Consider the following 14,959-nt stretch of genomic DNA (forward strand, 5'->3'; position numbering starts at 1 on the left):
GCACAGGGTGTAGTGGTCAGACTTGGGATGGCGCGCGAAGCAAGCGACATGCTAAGCTGCACCACTGCTCTGTACTGTCGGGCAGATAGTAGCGGGATTGGCTCCCTAAATACCTTAGCCGTCATTATTATAATTAAATGTACTTACTTGTGTTAGACATCTCTTCAAGCGCTTACCAAACATTAATGTTTAAGGACAGACATGCTATCGATATCAAGAATCATATTAACACCCCTATTTTGCTCAAGCATAGTATTCAGCATAAGCTGCTATGCAAATACCAACAATAACAGTGCTTTGATTATAAAACCAGAGCCTGCGGTTATCGCAAAATGTCATGCACAGCATCAAGCACCTACCCTACCTATCATAAAACGTAGTCAGCCGGTGATTGTGAATAAAGAAACTGCTGAAGCATTAGATATATTGCGACGATTTGTACATAAGTATATTTTATCAACTCACCCTACTGACCCACCTTATCGCTTTTATTTTGGTTCTGATGATGAGTTTACGGTTTTATTTGAGACGGATAACTTCTCGATATTAGAGTCAATAGACCTATTGTTAGGTTTATATAGAGCCCATATAACGGGGGAATATATTCCTAGAGATGATGCTAAAGCGATCGTTTATTTGTCAAGAGTTATAGATTATTGGGAACTTGAAAATCCTGGTAATATATCAGATTTATTGTATCTTGTTCTTTTGTACTCCTTATCAGACAGTGATGTTCCTGCATTACTAGAGGAGTATGATGCCGTATTATCCGATACGGATGCATCATATAATGATGAGCTTGAAAATAGATTATTCGCCCTACTTGCAAAAGCGGGCTCAGTAGATGCTCAGGCAATATTAGTAGAAAAAATGTTAGAGGGTAGTGAGCCTACCTGTCGTGAGGTTTTAATTTCCGATTTGATCGCCTTAGCAGATAAAGGTAGCCATCTTGCTATCGATATACTTGCTGATACTTATGAAACTCTAAATAATGAATATCCAAATCAATATGTGGAACAGATGAATTATTGGCAACAGAAATCTAAACAGTTTCCTGTCGTTCACAATACATTCCGAATCTAGTACTGAAAAAAACCGATACAATTAATGGTCTTGCTCTACCTTATTAGGCTCAGTAGTCTGATTTTTGGATTTGACAAAGATACCGCTCATGAGTTTCTTATTACAAAGCTAAGATTGCTTGACCATTTTGAGACTAAGGTTCGTAGTCGGTGGGGATAACATGAAAAAATCCATACTATGGTGCGTAGGGTGCGTCCCACGCACCGATAAACACAATATCCTATAACAGTGCGCAAGGCGACAATGAGCTATGTCATATCGTAGAGCATAATCACAGTGAGCGATTTTGGCGACTGCTAACCCAAGTTATGCCGCATTGGAAAGCGGTTAAAACCCAGCTGGATAGTATGGCTGAGCTTTATTTAAATGAATAATATTTGAATGAGTAATTCACGTTTTTAACCTATACGACTTAACCTACAGTATTTAGGACGTACTCAAAAAATAAGATTGTCGCCGTTAATAAATGTCGTGTCATTACTAATTAAAAATTTATCGATAATACGACTTCATTTTGATTAAAAAGTCATGCTAAGATATTCTGAAATAATTAATAACCTGTTATAAATCAATATGTTTTAAACAATATTAATAAACGGTAGGGTGATGCAATGATCTTCAACAACTTATTATTTAAACTTGCAATAGCAACCACGTGTTTAGTTTCAGCATCCTTTGCACTGGCTGATGATGACTGCATCAAACCAACGTTATCTGGATTTAGTAAAACTCAAATGCACTGTATTAGTGATAACTGGGTGTCCATTTATACCGAGACAGGATCTATAGTTTATGATAATAAAGGAAAATTAATCATACCTAACCATCGATATGACTATGTCTTTAATGAGTCTGAAGGTCTTATTGGCGTAGGCAAAGATGGCGATAATAACACTAGAGTCGGTTATGTGAGTGGTGCTACTGGCAAAGAGGTAATACCGGTAAAATATCTTTCAACAGGTGAATACGATATTGGCATCAATAGCTTTAGCGAAGGTTTGGTCGCCTTACTAAATGATAAACAGGAATATGGCTTTAAAAACACAAAAGGCGAAACCGTCATTCCATTTAAATACGGGGCAGCCAGTGATTTTTCAGAAGGCTTAGCAGCGGTCAATAATGGTAGGTATGTTGGTGATGAGTATCAAGAAGGAAAATACGGCTATATCGATAAAACAGGTACCACTGTTATTCCTTTTGTCTATGACTATGCAGGCGACTTCTCAGAAGGCCTAGCTTCGGTTCGAAAAGGCGACTACGATACGGGTAAGTGGGGCGTGATCGATAAAAATGGGCGTACAGTAATCCCTTTAAAGTTCGATCAGATGATTGGTAAATTCTCAAACGGTGTGGCTTCAGTGATTAAAGATGATAATTCATACGGCTTTATAAATACCAAAGGCGACCTTGTTATCCCTTATAATTACGTCATTGAGTCATTTGAGGGTGAGTTACCTTCATTTAGAAATGGTAAAGCTCAAGTACTGGATCGTAATAGAAACTTCTATTGCATTAACACAAAAGGTCATAAAATCTCTTGTGATTAAGGTCTGTTTCACAATCGATGTCATAATAAAACGTATACCTTTTCTATATAACAACCTATCTTTGTCAGGCTTACTAAACTTACTGTCTATAGCGTAACGCTCGCCTTCATTGATAGCCTGAAATCGGGATATCAGTTTTTGTTAGGCGTTATTTTTATTTGGGTTAAAAAATCCATCCCCAACCCTTCCTTTGGAAAAGGAAGGGAGCTCACCTTTCAAAAGTTAAAAAGGGATGAAGATCATATGTCTAAAAGGTGAGAAGCATTGCTTTGTAAAAGAGGAAGCCTATTACCTTAAATTTTATGGGTTGATTGTCCTGAATTAAGGTTATTCCAAATTATTTCAGTAAAATATAGTTGTCTTGAGATGCGGTGGCAAAGGCTGGCGTGGCTACGCGAAGCAAGAGACATGCCAGCCCTTAGCCAACGCCGAGCATAATTAAGCAGATATAGCGGTAAGCGGGTTTGGCTGCAAATAGCAAAAAGCCAGCAGTGCGCTGGCTTTAATAATATCAATAAGAAAAGTGAATCAGCTAAAATCCTAAACAGCAGAAGCGCCAGTTAGTTTAATCTCAGCTCGGTCTTCTTTTGCAATACCGGCATAATACTCACGTAAGATTTGTAATACTTCAGGACGACTGAAATTCTCCGGAACCTCTTCATCTTCTGATAAGGCTTTGCGTAACTTGGTTCCCGATACTTTGACATGGTGCTGTGCATCATGTGGGCAAGTCTTGGTAGAAGCCATGGCCTGACAGGCGTTGCACCAGAATGTCCAGTCAATTTTAAGCGGTTTGGTCTCCATAGCATCTTTGTCGATAGTGTCGAAGATGGCTTGTGCGTCAAATGGACCATAGTAGTCGCCGACACCGGCATGGTCACGGCCCACAATCAAATGACTACAGCCATAGTTTTGACGAAATAAAGCATGTAATAACGCTTCACGTGGCCCTGCATAACGCATATCTAATGGATAACCTGCTTGAATAACGGTGTCTTTTTTGAAGTAGTTGTCAATAAGGGTTTTAATGGCTTCTTGACGGACATCGGCAGGGATATCACCAGGCTTTAAGGCGCCTAATAAAGAATGAATCATAACCCCATCACAAATCTCAATGGCTATCTTCGCTAAATACTCATGCGAGCGGTGCATTGGGTTGCGGGTTTGGAACGCAGCCACGGTTTGCCAGTTTTTTTCTTCAAATAGTGCACGGGTTTCGGCAGGGGTTTTGTAGATTTCAGGATATAGCGTTGGGAACTCGCCTTGGCTAAATACTTTAACAGACCCTGCGACATTGACCTCCCCTTGCTCAAGGACTTGCTTGACACCGGGATGCGCTGGATCAGTGGTGGTAAATACATGCTGACATTCATGATCTTTATCAATCTCGTAAGTCTCTTCAACCGTAATGACCCCCATGATTTCGCCATCAGTAGCTACCAATGCCACTTCATCACCCGGAGCTAGCGTTGCGGCTTGCTCTTTACTGGTCGACAAAGTAATGGGAATGGGCCAAAACAATCCTTTGTGATCGCCTGACTTTAAGGTCATCTCATCGACCACACCCTGCCAGTCTGCTTGATTCATAAAGCCGTCTAGCGGGGTAAAGCCGCCGATACCCAACATGATTAAGTCGCCACGCTCTCTTGAGCTTAAAGTAATCTGTGGTAATGACTTAGCCGCTTCAAGTGCTTGTTCTAAGGCTTCACCTTCAAGTAATAATGGTTTTAGCTCAGCGCTACCATGAGGGGGTACGATGCTGGTTTTGCCTAGGCGTTTTACAATTTTTTGTTCTGTTGCTTGTTCGGTTGTTAGTTCGGTCATAACATCATCCGCGATTGTTTAAGTAAGTTTGTTTTTAAAAAAAGTTATAAACTATAAGCTATTAACGATAAGCCGCTAAACATAAGCTGTTAAATGAACATAAGCTGTTTAAATAGTGCTCATTATTTGATTGCACTAGACTTTTATTACACTAGATTTTGATTGCACTAGACTATCGAACTTTGCTTATTCTTATCTATGCTGTCTTTGGATATAGATATGACTATTATGAATTTATAGATTTAACAATGGATAGGTAGTATAGTGCCATGATTTTTATTCATCAAAGGCATAATTGATATGTATAAGTACACTCATGCGGACCAAGCCATGGTCGATGAACGGGTTGAGCAGTTTCGCGATCAGACCCGTCGTTACCTAGCCGGGGAGTTACCCGAAGAGCAATTTTTACCGTTACGCTTACAAAACGGTCTCTATATACAGCGCCATGCTCCTATGTTACGTATTGCGGTGCCTTACGGACTAATGGCAAGCTATCAACTACGTAAGCTTGCTGATATTACGCGTAAATATGATAAAGGCTTTGGGCACTTCACGACGCGTACTAACTTACAATTAAACTGGCCTAAGCTTGAAGAAGTACCGGATATCCTTGCTGAATTGGCCTCGGTGCAGATGCACGCCATTCAGACATCTGGTAACTGTATCCGTAATACGACTACTGATCCTTATGCGGGCGTTAATGCCAATGAGATCGAAGATCCCCGTCCATATTGCGAAATTATCCGTCAGTGGTCAACCTTCCATCCTGAGTTTGCCTTCCTACCGCGTAAGTTCAAAATTGCGGTGATTGGTACTTATGAGGACCGTGCAGCCACTCAGGTCCATGATATCGGTTTACACGTGATAAAAAATGAAGAAGGTGAGATCGGCTTTGAGGTGATTGTCGGTGGTGGTCTAGGTCGTACCCCCATTATCGGTAAAACCATCCGTGAATTTTTGCCTCGCCAGCATCTACTAAGCTATTTAGATGCCATCTTGCGTGTGTATAACTTACATGGACGCCGTGATAATAAATATAAAGCCCGTATCAAAATCTTAGTAGATAGTATGGGCGCTAGAGAGTTTGGCAAATTAGTCGAAAAAGAGTGGGAATCCTTCACCAAAGATGGGCCTTTAACACTGACTAATGATAACTTCGACACTGCTAAAAGCTACTTCCCAGAATTTGATTATGACAATATTGATGCGCTAGCCAGCAAGACTGAACTTAACAAACATTTGCAAGAAAAGGCCTTTGCTGACTGGTATTCTCGTAATACGGTGGCTCATAAAGTGGCAGGCTATCGGGCAGTCATAGTGTCCTTAAAAGCAGGCCTAGTAGACGGTAAATATGTACCGGCAGGTGATGTCACGGAGTATCAACTTGATCGTATCGCCGATCTTGCTGATAGCTATAGCTTCGGTGAAATTAGAGCGACCCATCAACAAAACCTAGTATTTGCTGATGTTAAAGAAACAGACCTTTACGCCTTATGGCAAGCACTGACTGACATTGATTTAGCGCGTCCAAATATTGGTACGTTAACCGATATGATTGTTTGTCCAGGTTTTGATTTGTGCTCACTGGCCAATGCCACTACTTACAATATCGCCGAGCAAATTGAAAAGCACTTTGATAACTTAGACTATCTCTATGATTTAGGTGATATTCAGCTCAATATGTCTGGCTGTATGAATGCCTGCGCTCATCACCATGTTGGCGATATCGGTATCTTAGGTGTCGATAAAAAAGGCGAACATTGGTATCAGATCAGCTTAGGTGGTAGCTCGAAGAAAGACACCCGTCTTGGCAACATTCTTGGTCGCTCAGTTGCGACAGAAGAGGTCGCACCAACACTTGAGAAAATATTAAACGTCTATACCGATCAGCGTCATGTCGAGGGCGATAGCACCGAGCCTTTTGCTGACTTCGTACAACGTGTGGGTATTAAACCCTTCAAGGAGGCAGTATATGGGTAATTATCATGTCTTAAATGATGACGCTGACAACATAACTTCTGACGACAGCTGGTATGCTATAGAGACGCCTGAGCTTCCTGAGTCTATTGCGATCAAAAGCATTCATCTTAGCGAGCTGCTTCATAAAGAAGAGCGCTTAGATGTGATACTGCCTTTTAATGAAGTGGTTGGGTCACGAGAAAATGCTAAATCCGCTAGCTCAAGCATGCCGACAGGCTTATTAAGTGAGTTATTGGCGTTAATTGCGACGCGCTCAAGCCGGATGGGCTTATGGGCGGATACTGATGTCAGTACTGAACAGCTTGATGATCTTCTACAAGCTTGTAAAGATGCGGACCGCACACTGCTTCATAATCTTGATTTAATTGTCTTATATCAACCCTCTTTTGTTGATGGACGAAGCTTTAGTCAGGCCCGCCATTTACGTCAGCAAGGGTTTACAGGTGAGATTCGTATCACTGGCGACTTTGGCCTTGATCAAATCGTCTATTTAAAGCGTGCTGGCGTTGATACTTTTGTCATCGCTGATGAAAAGCTGACGGAGGATATTGAGTTCCTATTTAGCGCTCTCCCCTCCTCATACGATGGTAGCGTTGCCAGTCAGTTACCTATGTTTAGATAACTTTTTTCAGATAGCTTTTTTTAGATAAACCTTTTTTAGATAGCTTTTTTTAATAATTATTTTAAAATTTTACTGATTAACTATTTGATTAATTAAACATTTCTCTGATTTATTATTTACATTTTTTCGCTTAAGGACATTTTATGAGTATCGATATTAATATTGACCAAGCTAACCAAGAACTACAGGGTAAGACACCAGAGCAAATCGTTGAGTGGGCTTTAGCAAAAGCTGAAAATCCTATTATTACGACCAATTTTCGTCCTTACGAGTCTGCCATTCTGCATTTAGTAGCTAAGCAAAAACCTGATATCACTGTATTATGGGTAGACTCTGGTTATAATACTGATGCAACTTATAAGTTTGCGAATAAGCTGATTAAAGATTTAAATCTTAATGTCGTGACTTATATTCCAAAGCAAACCAGTGCTCATCGTGATGCAACGTTTAACGGTATACCAAGTGTCAATAACCCACTGCATGATGAATTTACGGAGCAAGTAAAACTTGAACCATTCAAACGTGCCCTTAGCGAGTTAAAACCTGACGTTTGGTTTAACGCCATTCGTAAAGATCAAACTGAGTTCCGTCAAGGTCTTGATGTTCTAAGCCAATCGAAAGATGGTGTCTTAAAAGTTGCGCCTTTATTCTACAAAACAGATGCTGACTTAGATGTTTATTTAGAAGAAAATAACTTACCTAATGAGTTTGATTACTTTGACCCTACTAAAGTTGAAGAAAACCGTGAGTGTGGACTACATACTCAGCTTTAAGCTTCATTTATAACTTATACGCTTATTGGCAATTGTGGACATTATCAAGCTTCTGGCTTTACCATTCAAACAGTGAAAATGAAGAAACTACAATTGCACTATTTTTTGTTTCTGCGTTAGTCTTAATAAAAACACCGCTTAATAGCGGTGTTTTTTTATCATTAGAAGTTAGTGCCATAACTAAACGTTATACCAAATATAGAAGTTAATCTATCATTGAAGGCAAGTCCAAGCGCAATAAATCAAATCTATCAAACACGATGAATAGTGCTCAATGAGTCTGAAACTGTATATGTACCCTATTTTAATACCCTAGTATCTTATTTACGAAAGATCTAAGGATCATATTTTCCTGAGATAGCGTTATGAAAAAATTTTATTATAAAAATACTAACTACTATAAGCGCATAAATAGGTTTTAATTTTATCTGAAAATCAAAAGCTTCATCTATCCCCGTCAAGAGTATAAACACGGATAATACCATCATAATAAAATAGATTTTTTCTCCTTTATATGCTCTAAACAGCCAAATCGATATAAGAGCAATACCCAAAATAATGTCCAAAACCCCATTGGGCAAAATATTCGGATATAAAAAAGAAAAAATAAAAATAGAAAATAATTAATATAATCGCAATGACTATGTTAATTATTCTAGCCATTTTAGATTCTTGTGACGGCTCACGATTTGATTGTTTATTACTCATGAACGCTCCTATTTTTTAGTTATTTTTATTAACTCTAATAGTTTAATGGTCACTTAACCGTCCTATTTTTATCAACTTATTGAAATACCGTTATGAACATTATGAATTAAGTAATAGCGACTTCTATGGTGATAGTTGTCACTGAATGCGTCATAATGTCATCATACTCTAACAGTAAGCTTTTGAGATATGAATACCTTTCCCTTATTTTTCAAACTAACAGATCAACCCGTATTAATTGTGGGTGGCGGTGAAGTTGCTCAACGTAAAGCAGACTTGCTGTCACGTGCCGGTGCATGTATTACTATCTTAGCGCCAGAGATTAGCCATGAGATTCGTGAGCTACTTAATGAGGACAAGCACCAGCTCATTACTGCCGAATACGATAAGCAGTATCTAACCGGCAAGCGCATTGTCATTGCAGGTACTGATGACGAGGCTTTAAATCACCAAGTACATGCCGACTGCAAAGCCCTAAACATACCGGTCAACGTTGTCGACACTCCGCTGCTATGCGACTTTATATTCCCAGCGATTGTCGATAGAAATCCTATTGTTATCGGCATCTCATCAAACGGTAAAGCGCCAGTACTCGCTCGCCTGACTCGTGCCCGCCTTGAAACCTTGATCCCGCAAGGTTATGGTAAGCTTGCTAAACTCGCTGGTGAAATGCGTGATGAAGTTAAATCGAAAATCCCAACTTTAACTGGCAGACGCCAGTTTTGGGAAAAGGCATTTGAAGGCAAGGTTAGTGAGCTTATGTTCGCAGGACGTGAAAGTGAAGCCAAAAAGGCATTAGAGGACAACTTAGAATCGGCTGCCAATCAGAGTGCCAGCAATGGCTCAGATGCAGATGCACATTCAAATAAAGACGCTACCAAGCAACAACTTACCGGTGAGGTTTATATTGTTGGAGCTGGCCCTGGTGACCCTGAGCTTTTGACCTTCAAAGCGTTACGCCTGATGCAGCAAGCCGATATCGTTTATTATGATGCGTTAGTCTCGGATGCAGTGCTTGATTTATGCCGACGTGATGCGGACAAAGTCTTTGTTGGTAAAAAACGCAGCAATCATGCGGTGGCTCAACAAAGCATTAATCAACTCATGATCAATGCGGCGCAATCTGGTAAGCGTGTGGTTCGCCTAAAAGGAGGTGACCCCTTTGTATTTGGACGCGGTGGTGAAGAAATACAGTCTCTACGTGCGGCAAATATTCCCTATCAAGTCGTGCCTGGTATTACCGCAGCAGGTGCCGCCTCTTGCTATACTGGTATCCCCTTGACTCACCGTGATCACTCTCAATCGGTGCGATTTGTCACAGGTTTCTTAAAATCTGGCGAGCCGAATAATGGCTTTGACTCATTAACCAATCCGAATGAGACGATAGTCTTTTATATGGGGCTGCATTCGTTAGAACGTTTAACCACGGGCTTGATCGATGCGGGTCGTTCTCCAGATACCCCAATAGCCATCATATCTCAAGCCAGCCTACCGACTCAGCAAGTCATGACCGGCACCCTTCAAGACATCGTTGCTAAACATGATGCCAACCCCCTACCTACCCCTGCTCTGCTAATCGTCGGTGAAGTAGCTAAACTGCATGACGAGCTGGCGTGGTATGGTGAGCACATTGCGGATACGGATCAGCAGGCACATGCTTTAAACATGCTTTAAACATGCTTTAAAGTCTTAGCTATCTGCTAGAACAAGTAACGCCTTCTAATTTAAATAATGAAGGCATATTCTTAATGTATCATGGTTATAACTCAATTCGACTGTCTTGGGAACACAAATCCACCAATTATAAAACTACTAATACCACCTATGCCAGCCATCGTCAATACAATAATAATTATATCTGGAAAACCTTCCAATAAAGGAGTCGCATTCAAATAGCTTGATACAATTATTATAATCACTGAATACAGAGCGCAAACTACAGCACCAACGATAAAGAGTTCAATCCATTTAGAAGGATGATTAAGTATGGTCTTGCGCTTAAGCAGTATCATTGCAGTGATAAGTGAAGGAATAAAGCCAATCGCTGATCCACCAATTAATGCAAACGGTAGCGCTGCAAACCAAGGGTACATGACTATTATTGAAATAACTAACCATAGCACTAGTCCACCTACTCCACCACCTAATAGCGCATAACAACTGATAATGCGCGAGCTTTCACTTATTGGATTATAATCAAATATTTCAGCTGATCTTATGTTAGAGGGTGTTTTATCCTCACTGATTTTAACTTGGTTATAAGTCCTTGCTGACCCATCAATACAATTTTTATTTTCGACAGATTTATCCTTAAGCTTTGAATTCTTAGTTGTAGTGGATGACATCATTATTTCCCAGTATAAAAATGAATACTTCTATCATTGGATAAAACAAGACTGAAGCAATTTAATGCTTAGGTAATACAAAACTGCCTGAGATCAAACTACTCAGTCCACCTACTGCGGTAACTGATAAAGTTATAATCAATAAAAATTCATTAAGTCCGTTCATTCCCTCAAATATTGCGCCTTTTGACACAACGACGATGACTAAAACTATAAAAAGCATATATAGGAAACTTACGACAGCTCCTAAGCAAAATAAATCCCACCAATCTGAAGATTGTTGCAATTTTTTTTCTTGTTTCACTATCACTAATGCCACTATAAAAGATGGAATAATGCCTATGACAGCGCCACCTAGCAACGCAGTCATTAATAACTCTAAAAAATAAGACTTATTTGATAACGCTAAAGGCACCCATATGATGAAACCACCTAAAACGCCACCGAATGTAAGGAAGCAGGTCATAATGTTAGTAGTGGGATATTCAAGAATCTCGAAATAGCCTATCTGCGAGTGAGTTGAGGGTTTAGATGAATTAGGGCTATTTTTATGATGTTGTTTATTAGAGCTTAAATCCTGATGGCGTGATGCTGACATAGCGGTATCCTTTAAGGTAATCAATAATACAATAGTGTTAATGATTTTGGTAATGCTTAAACAATACCTGCCTAAAATGGATAAACCATGTATAAAATAAGAAAAGCCGATGGTTAGCTTCAACTTTCGGTTAAAACTTTATAACTAATAATTTTTCGGTTAATAACTTACTTATTTGCGACTTTTAATTTTTACTATATTGAAAACTACTAACATTAAATCAAACACCACAGTGAAGTTACTTCTTTGCTTCGTGCGACATATAGCGGATCTGCCGTGTCTTGGCTTTTGCTATGCGTTGGTTCAGTATCCAGTCGATATTTTACTGTCAATCCAGCCTCTTCAAACCAACCTAATAGTTCTTCACGAGACCGCAAATTTAGATGCTCCGCTAAGTCTGACAAAATGAGCCAAGCCTCGCCATTCTCAGTCAAATGTTGTCTTACTCCTTTTAAGAATCCTCGAAGCATAGCACTTTTGGGATCATAGACTGCATACTCTAAAGGGGAGCTGGGCTTGGCTGGCAACCAAGGTGGGTTACAGACTATTAGACTTGCCTTAGGCGCTTGTTTTGGAAACAAGTTAGCTTGTTGCAATTGAACGTCTGATAGCTTTAAACGATCAAGGTTATCTTTTGCACAGTCTAAAGCACAAGGGTTTAGGTCGGTTGCTATTACCTGTTTAATACCTCGTCGCGCCAATAGAATAGCCAATAGACCGGTTCCCGTACCGATGTCATAGGCAACTTCGCAGGGTGACGGTAACGGTGCATCAAGTAACAGCTGTACATATTCTTGACGAGTCGGCGCAAAAACACCGTAATGCGGGTAAATGGATAACCCTAAAGCCTTAATCGGCACCCCTTTTTCTCGCCACTGAGCCGCCCCTATTGCCCCTTGTAACTCACGTAGAGACAATACGCACGATTCATTCAGTTCACCAAAAGCAGCAGTACATGCCGCACTCACATCAGGCGCGCGGCGTAATTGACTAATATATCCAGCATCCAACTGCAAAAGCAGACGGCTTAATATTCGAGAGCGTTGACTTTGAGCCAAACGATTTTTATGAAATAGATTCGATAAAGCCTTTGAATCTGAAGTTTGATTTGAACCACTTTCATTTTGAGCCGCTTTTTTGGCTGCTTTCTCACTTTTGCGCAGCTCATTACGCTCAATACGTCTTTGTAGCGCTTGAATAAGCTGTTTAGCGTTTTGAAAATCACCTTTCCATAGCATAGACGTGCCAGCATTCGCTAAGCGATAAGCCTCACCTGCTGTTGTCGTATCATCAATAATTACCATACGTTTTGGTGCATCATAGCCGCTTTGCGATAACCAGCGTGCTTGATGCTCTGATCCGTTCTCTTGCCACTTTACATACTGCTTTGTTGGTTCTAACACAAGTTCTGCCTTTCACTTATAAATTTAATGGGCATATCATACACTATAGACTGTCTTAGATTTAAAACTATTACTTGTCATCTCCAACTAGCGTGTTGATAGCTAGAGAAGATAGGTTGTTTTCAAAATTGTTAGCAACCTTCTTATAAAGATGTTGAAGAAATAGCATATCAACTTCTTAAAGCTGCTTATAAGCCTGCTTAAAACTATTTATGGTATGATTATTTCATCCTAAATCTTTTGTTGATTAAGTCATCCTCTAAACTAGTTAAGCGTTGTAATATTATATATGACAAAGTCCACCGAACCGTCTACCTCTTCTAAATCTTTAACCATTCTCCATACCTCAGACTGGCATCTGGGTCGACGTCTGTACGGTCAATTACGCTATGAAGAGTTTGAAGCGTTTTTGGCGTGGTTAGAAGACTCAATCAGCCACTATACAGTTGATGTCCTAATAGTCGCAGGTGATATTTTTGATACCATGACACCGAGCAATCGAGCACAATCGCTGTATTATGAATTTTTGGGCCGGGTTGCTCATTCAATCTGTCAGCATATCGTCATCGTTGCTGGCAATCACGACTCCCCTACCTTTCTTGATGCGCCCAGCAATATATTAAAATTTTTAAATGTGCATGTAATCGGAACAGCGTGTGAGGATCTAAAAGCCGAGGTGTTGACCCTCAATGATAGCGAAGGCACTCCTTGTTGTATCATAACTGCTGTTCCTTATTTGCGTGATCGTGATGTTCGCAGTAGTCGAGCGGGCGAGTCTGATAGCGATAAAGACAGCAAAGTCATAGAAGGTATCAAAGCACATTACGATGGCGTGGCAGAAATTGCCAAAGCCCAACAAGTTAAGCTTAAAGAACAATACCAACGTCATATTCCTATTATCGCTACCGGTCACTTGTTTGCCTCTGGTGGACGTACCACAGATGATGACGGCGTTCGCAATCTATATGTTGGCTCATTGGGTAAAATATCGGCTGATATGTTTGCAGACTGTTTTGATTATGTGGCGCTGGGTCATTTGCATGTACCGCAACGGGTCGGTGGACGTGAGCACATTCGATATAGTGGTTCGCCAATTCCAATGGGTTTTGGGGAGGCTCGCCAGCAAAAGCAAGTTTTGTTGATTCAGTTTGGCGACTTTATAAATGAGCATTTAGATGATAGCCAACCTTTGCAATCTGAGCCAAATGAAACCTTTATCACCCCAAACTTACAAACATCTACGTCAGAAATATCTACTTCTGAAACACGCTCAAAAACATCGGTTAAGCCTAAACTTAAAAATCAAGACAGTCTATTTATTGATGATTTGTTTGCAGGTCTTGATGATGAACTTGATGAAAGCAATAACGACGAAGATAATACCCATAAATTGTCTGAAGAAATCCCGACTGAAACTATTACAACTGATCCAGCTAATGTAGATCGCTTCGAGACAGACAGCTTTGATACAAATGACATCGACTCGCCTACTCCTGTTTATCACGATCACGATAAGCAGATGCAGATTACCTCTATACCCATCCCTACTTTTCAAAAGTTAATGCAGATTAGAGGAGATATGACACATATTGAGCAGTCCATAAATACGCTTCCTAAAGATGAGGTTATTTGGTTGGAAGTTATCTATGAAGGTAATGAAATCGTTAGTAATTTTAATGAGTTAATACAGGCGTTATTAGAAGGCACCTCATTTAAAGCGTTAAAAATAAAGAACACGAATAATTATAATAAAGTCTTAACGTCTGAGAATAGTACCGAGACGCTACAAGATCTGAATGTGATGGAAGTATTTGAGCGCTGTATGACAGTGCATGATATCGCTGAGTCACAAAAGGATGAGCTTCGGGATGCTTATCAGCAGATACTGCATGAAGCGACTCATGAGGATGTTAATTCGGGTGAGGTTTAATTTAAGTAAGACGTATTTAAACAGTCAAATCTTCAAGAAAACTAATTAACGCTTATCAACACCGCATCTAGTCGTCTTAAATACTCTTGACTCGTAAATAACACCCTGATGGTTTATCCTATAAAGCCCCAACCAATATAAAC

13 protein-coding genes are annotated in these 14,959 nt (G+C 40.0%); 8 read left to right on the top strand and 5 right to left on the bottom strand.

Features of this window, described 5'->3' with window-relative positions:
* The first annotated feature begins 201 nt into the window (after nucleotides 1–201).
* From AC2SLT_RS11415 to AC2SLT_RS11425, 3 genes are all read left to right on the top strand, one after another.
* On the top strand, nucleotides 202–1,083 hold the full coding sequence (locus AC2SLT_RS11415) for a hypothetical protein (protein WP_486547775.1): 882 nt from the start codon (nucleotides 202–204) through the stop codon (nucleotides 1,081–1,083).
* A gap of 257 nt (nucleotides 1,084–1,340) precedes the next feature.
* A complete protein-coding gene (locus tag AC2SLT_RS11420; RefSeq protein ID WP_486547816.1) occupies nucleotides 1,341–1,457 on the top strand; it encodes a YgjP-like metallopeptidase domain-containing protein in 117 nt (38 codons plus the stop codon).
* 237 nt (nucleotides 1,458–1,694) lie between these two features.
* Nucleotides 1,695–2,630: a WG repeat-containing protein gene (locus tag AC2SLT_RS11425; protein WP_486547776.1), complete on the top strand. Its 936-nt coding sequence runs from the start codon at nucleotides 1,695–1,697 to the stop codon at nucleotides 2,628–2,630.
* Between the two features lie 540 nt (nucleotides 2,631–3,170).
* Here AC2SLT_RS11425 and sat read toward each other — a convergent pair.
* Complete coding sequence (gene sat, locus AC2SLT_RS11430; protein ID WP_486547777.1) at nucleotides 3,171–4,454, bottom strand: sulfate adenylyltransferase; 1,284 nt, start codon at nucleotides 4,452–4,454, stop codon at nucleotides 3,171–3,173.
* Between the two features lie 300 nt (nucleotides 4,455–4,754).
* Here sat and AC2SLT_RS11435 point away from each other — a divergent pair, with 300 nt between their 5' ends.
* The 3 genes from AC2SLT_RS11435 (at nucleotide 4,755) to AC2SLT_RS11445 (ending at nucleotide 7,832) form a co-directional block, all read left to right on the top strand.
* The gene (locus tag AC2SLT_RS11435) at nucleotides 4,755–6,437 is read left to right on the top strand and encodes a nitrite/sulfite reductase (protein ID WP_486547778.1); all 1,683 of its coding nucleotides are present in this window, start codon (nucleotides 4,755–4,757) and stop codon (nucleotides 6,435–6,437) included.
* Complete coding sequence (locus AC2SLT_RS11440; RefSeq protein ID WP_486547779.1) at nucleotides 6,430–7,059, top strand: DUF934 domain-containing protein; 630 nt, start codon at nucleotides 6,430–6,432, stop codon at nucleotides 7,057–7,059. Before AC2SLT_RS11435 ends, AC2SLT_RS11440 begins: the two co-directional genes overlap by 8 nt.
* Before the next feature lie 143 nt (nucleotides 7,060–7,202).
* Complete coding sequence (locus AC2SLT_RS11445) at nucleotides 7,203–7,832, top strand: phosphoadenosine phosphosulfate reductase domain-containing protein (RefSeq protein WP_486547780.1); 630 nt, start codon at nucleotides 7,203–7,205, stop codon at nucleotides 7,830–7,832.
* Nucleotides 7,833–8,351: 519 nt separating this feature from the next.
* On the opposite strand, the gene AC2SLT_RS11450 is transcribed toward AC2SLT_RS11445, so the two are convergent.
* Nucleotides 8,352–8,540: a hypothetical protein gene (locus AC2SLT_RS11450; protein WP_486547781.1), complete on the bottom strand. Its 189-nt coding sequence runs from the start codon at nucleotides 8,538–8,540 to the stop codon at nucleotides 8,352–8,354.
* 189 nt (nucleotides 8,541–8,729) lie between these two features.
* Between AC2SLT_RS11450 and cysG the strand changes: the two genes are divergently transcribed.
* The gene (cysG, locus tag AC2SLT_RS11455) at nucleotides 8,730–10,214 is read left to right on the top strand and encodes a siroheme synthase CysG (protein ID WP_486547782.1); all 1,485 of its coding nucleotides are present in this window, start codon (nucleotides 8,730–8,732) and stop codon (nucleotides 10,212–10,214) included.
* 92 nt (nucleotides 10,215–10,306) lie between these two features.
* Here the strand turns inward: cysG and AC2SLT_RS11460 are convergent, their stop codons facing one another.
* The 3 genes from AC2SLT_RS11460 to AC2SLT_RS11470 form a co-directional block, all read right to left on the bottom strand.
* The gene (locus tag AC2SLT_RS11460; RefSeq protein ID WP_486547783.1) at nucleotides 10,307–10,888 is read right to left on the bottom strand and encodes a hypothetical protein; all 582 of its coding nucleotides are present in this window, start codon (nucleotides 10,886–10,888) and stop codon (nucleotides 10,307–10,309) included.
* Between the two features lie 58 nt (nucleotides 10,889–10,946).
* Nucleotides 10,947–11,483: a hypothetical protein gene (locus AC2SLT_RS11465; protein WP_486547784.1), complete on the bottom strand. Its 537-nt coding sequence runs from the start codon at nucleotides 11,481–11,483 to the stop codon at nucleotides 10,947–10,949.
* Between the two features lie 215 nt (nucleotides 11,484–11,698).
* Complete coding sequence (locus tag AC2SLT_RS11470) at nucleotides 11,699–12,886, bottom strand: methyltransferase (RefSeq protein ID WP_486547785.1); 1,188 nt, start codon at nucleotides 12,884–12,886, stop codon at nucleotides 11,699–11,701.
* Between the two features lie 289 nt (nucleotides 12,887–13,175).
* On the opposite strand from AC2SLT_RS11470, the gene AC2SLT_RS11475 reads away from it, so the two are divergent.
* Complete coding sequence (locus tag AC2SLT_RS11475; RefSeq protein ID WP_486547786.1) at nucleotides 13,176–14,816, top strand: exonuclease SbcCD subunit D C-terminal domain-containing protein; 1,641 nt, start codon at nucleotides 13,176–13,178, stop codon at nucleotides 14,814–14,816.
* Nucleotides 14,817–14,959: the final 143 nt, after the last annotated feature.

It is taken from the genome of Psychrobacter sp. CX18, from assembly GCF_057396215.1.

Coding starts and splice junctions, on each gene's coding strand:
- AC2SLT_RS11415 (WP_486547775.1), top strand. CDS start 202: ATGCTATCGATATCAAGAATCATATTAACACCCCTATTTTGCTCAAGC.
- AC2SLT_RS11425 (WP_486547776.1), top strand. CDS start 1,695: ATGATCTTCAACAACTTATTATTTAAACTTGCAATAGCAACCACGTGT.
- sat (WP_486547777.1), bottom strand. CDS start 4,454: ATGACCGAACTAACAACCGAACAAGCAACAGAACAAAAAATTGTAAAA.
- AC2SLT_RS11435 (WP_486547778.1), top strand. CDS start 4,755: ATGTATAAGTACACTCATGCGGACCAAGCCATGGTCGATGAACGGGTT.
- AC2SLT_RS11440 (WP_486547779.1), top strand. CDS start 6,430: ATGGGTAATTATCATGTCTTAAATGATGACGCTGACAACATAACTTCT.
- AC2SLT_RS11445 (WP_486547780.1), top strand. CDS start 7,203: ATGAGTATCGATATTAATATTGACCAAGCTAACCAAGAACTACAGGGT.
- AC2SLT_RS11450 (WP_486547781.1), bottom strand. CDS start 8,540: ATGAGTAATAAACAATCAAATCGTGAGCCGTCACAAGAATCTAAAATG.
- cysG (WP_486547782.1), top strand. CDS start 8,730: ATGAATACCTTTCCCTTATTTTTCAAACTAACAGATCAACCCGTATTA.
- AC2SLT_RS11460 (WP_486547783.1), bottom strand. CDS start 10,888: ATGATGTCATCCACTACAACTAAGAATTCAAAGCTTAAGGATAAATCT.
- AC2SLT_RS11465 (WP_486547784.1), bottom strand. CDS start 11,483: ATGTCAGCATCACGCCATCAGGATTTAAGCTCTAATAAACAACATCAT.
- AC2SLT_RS11475 (WP_486547786.1), top strand. CDS start 13,176: ATGACAAAGTCCACCGAACCGTCTACCTCTTCTAAATCTTTAACCATT.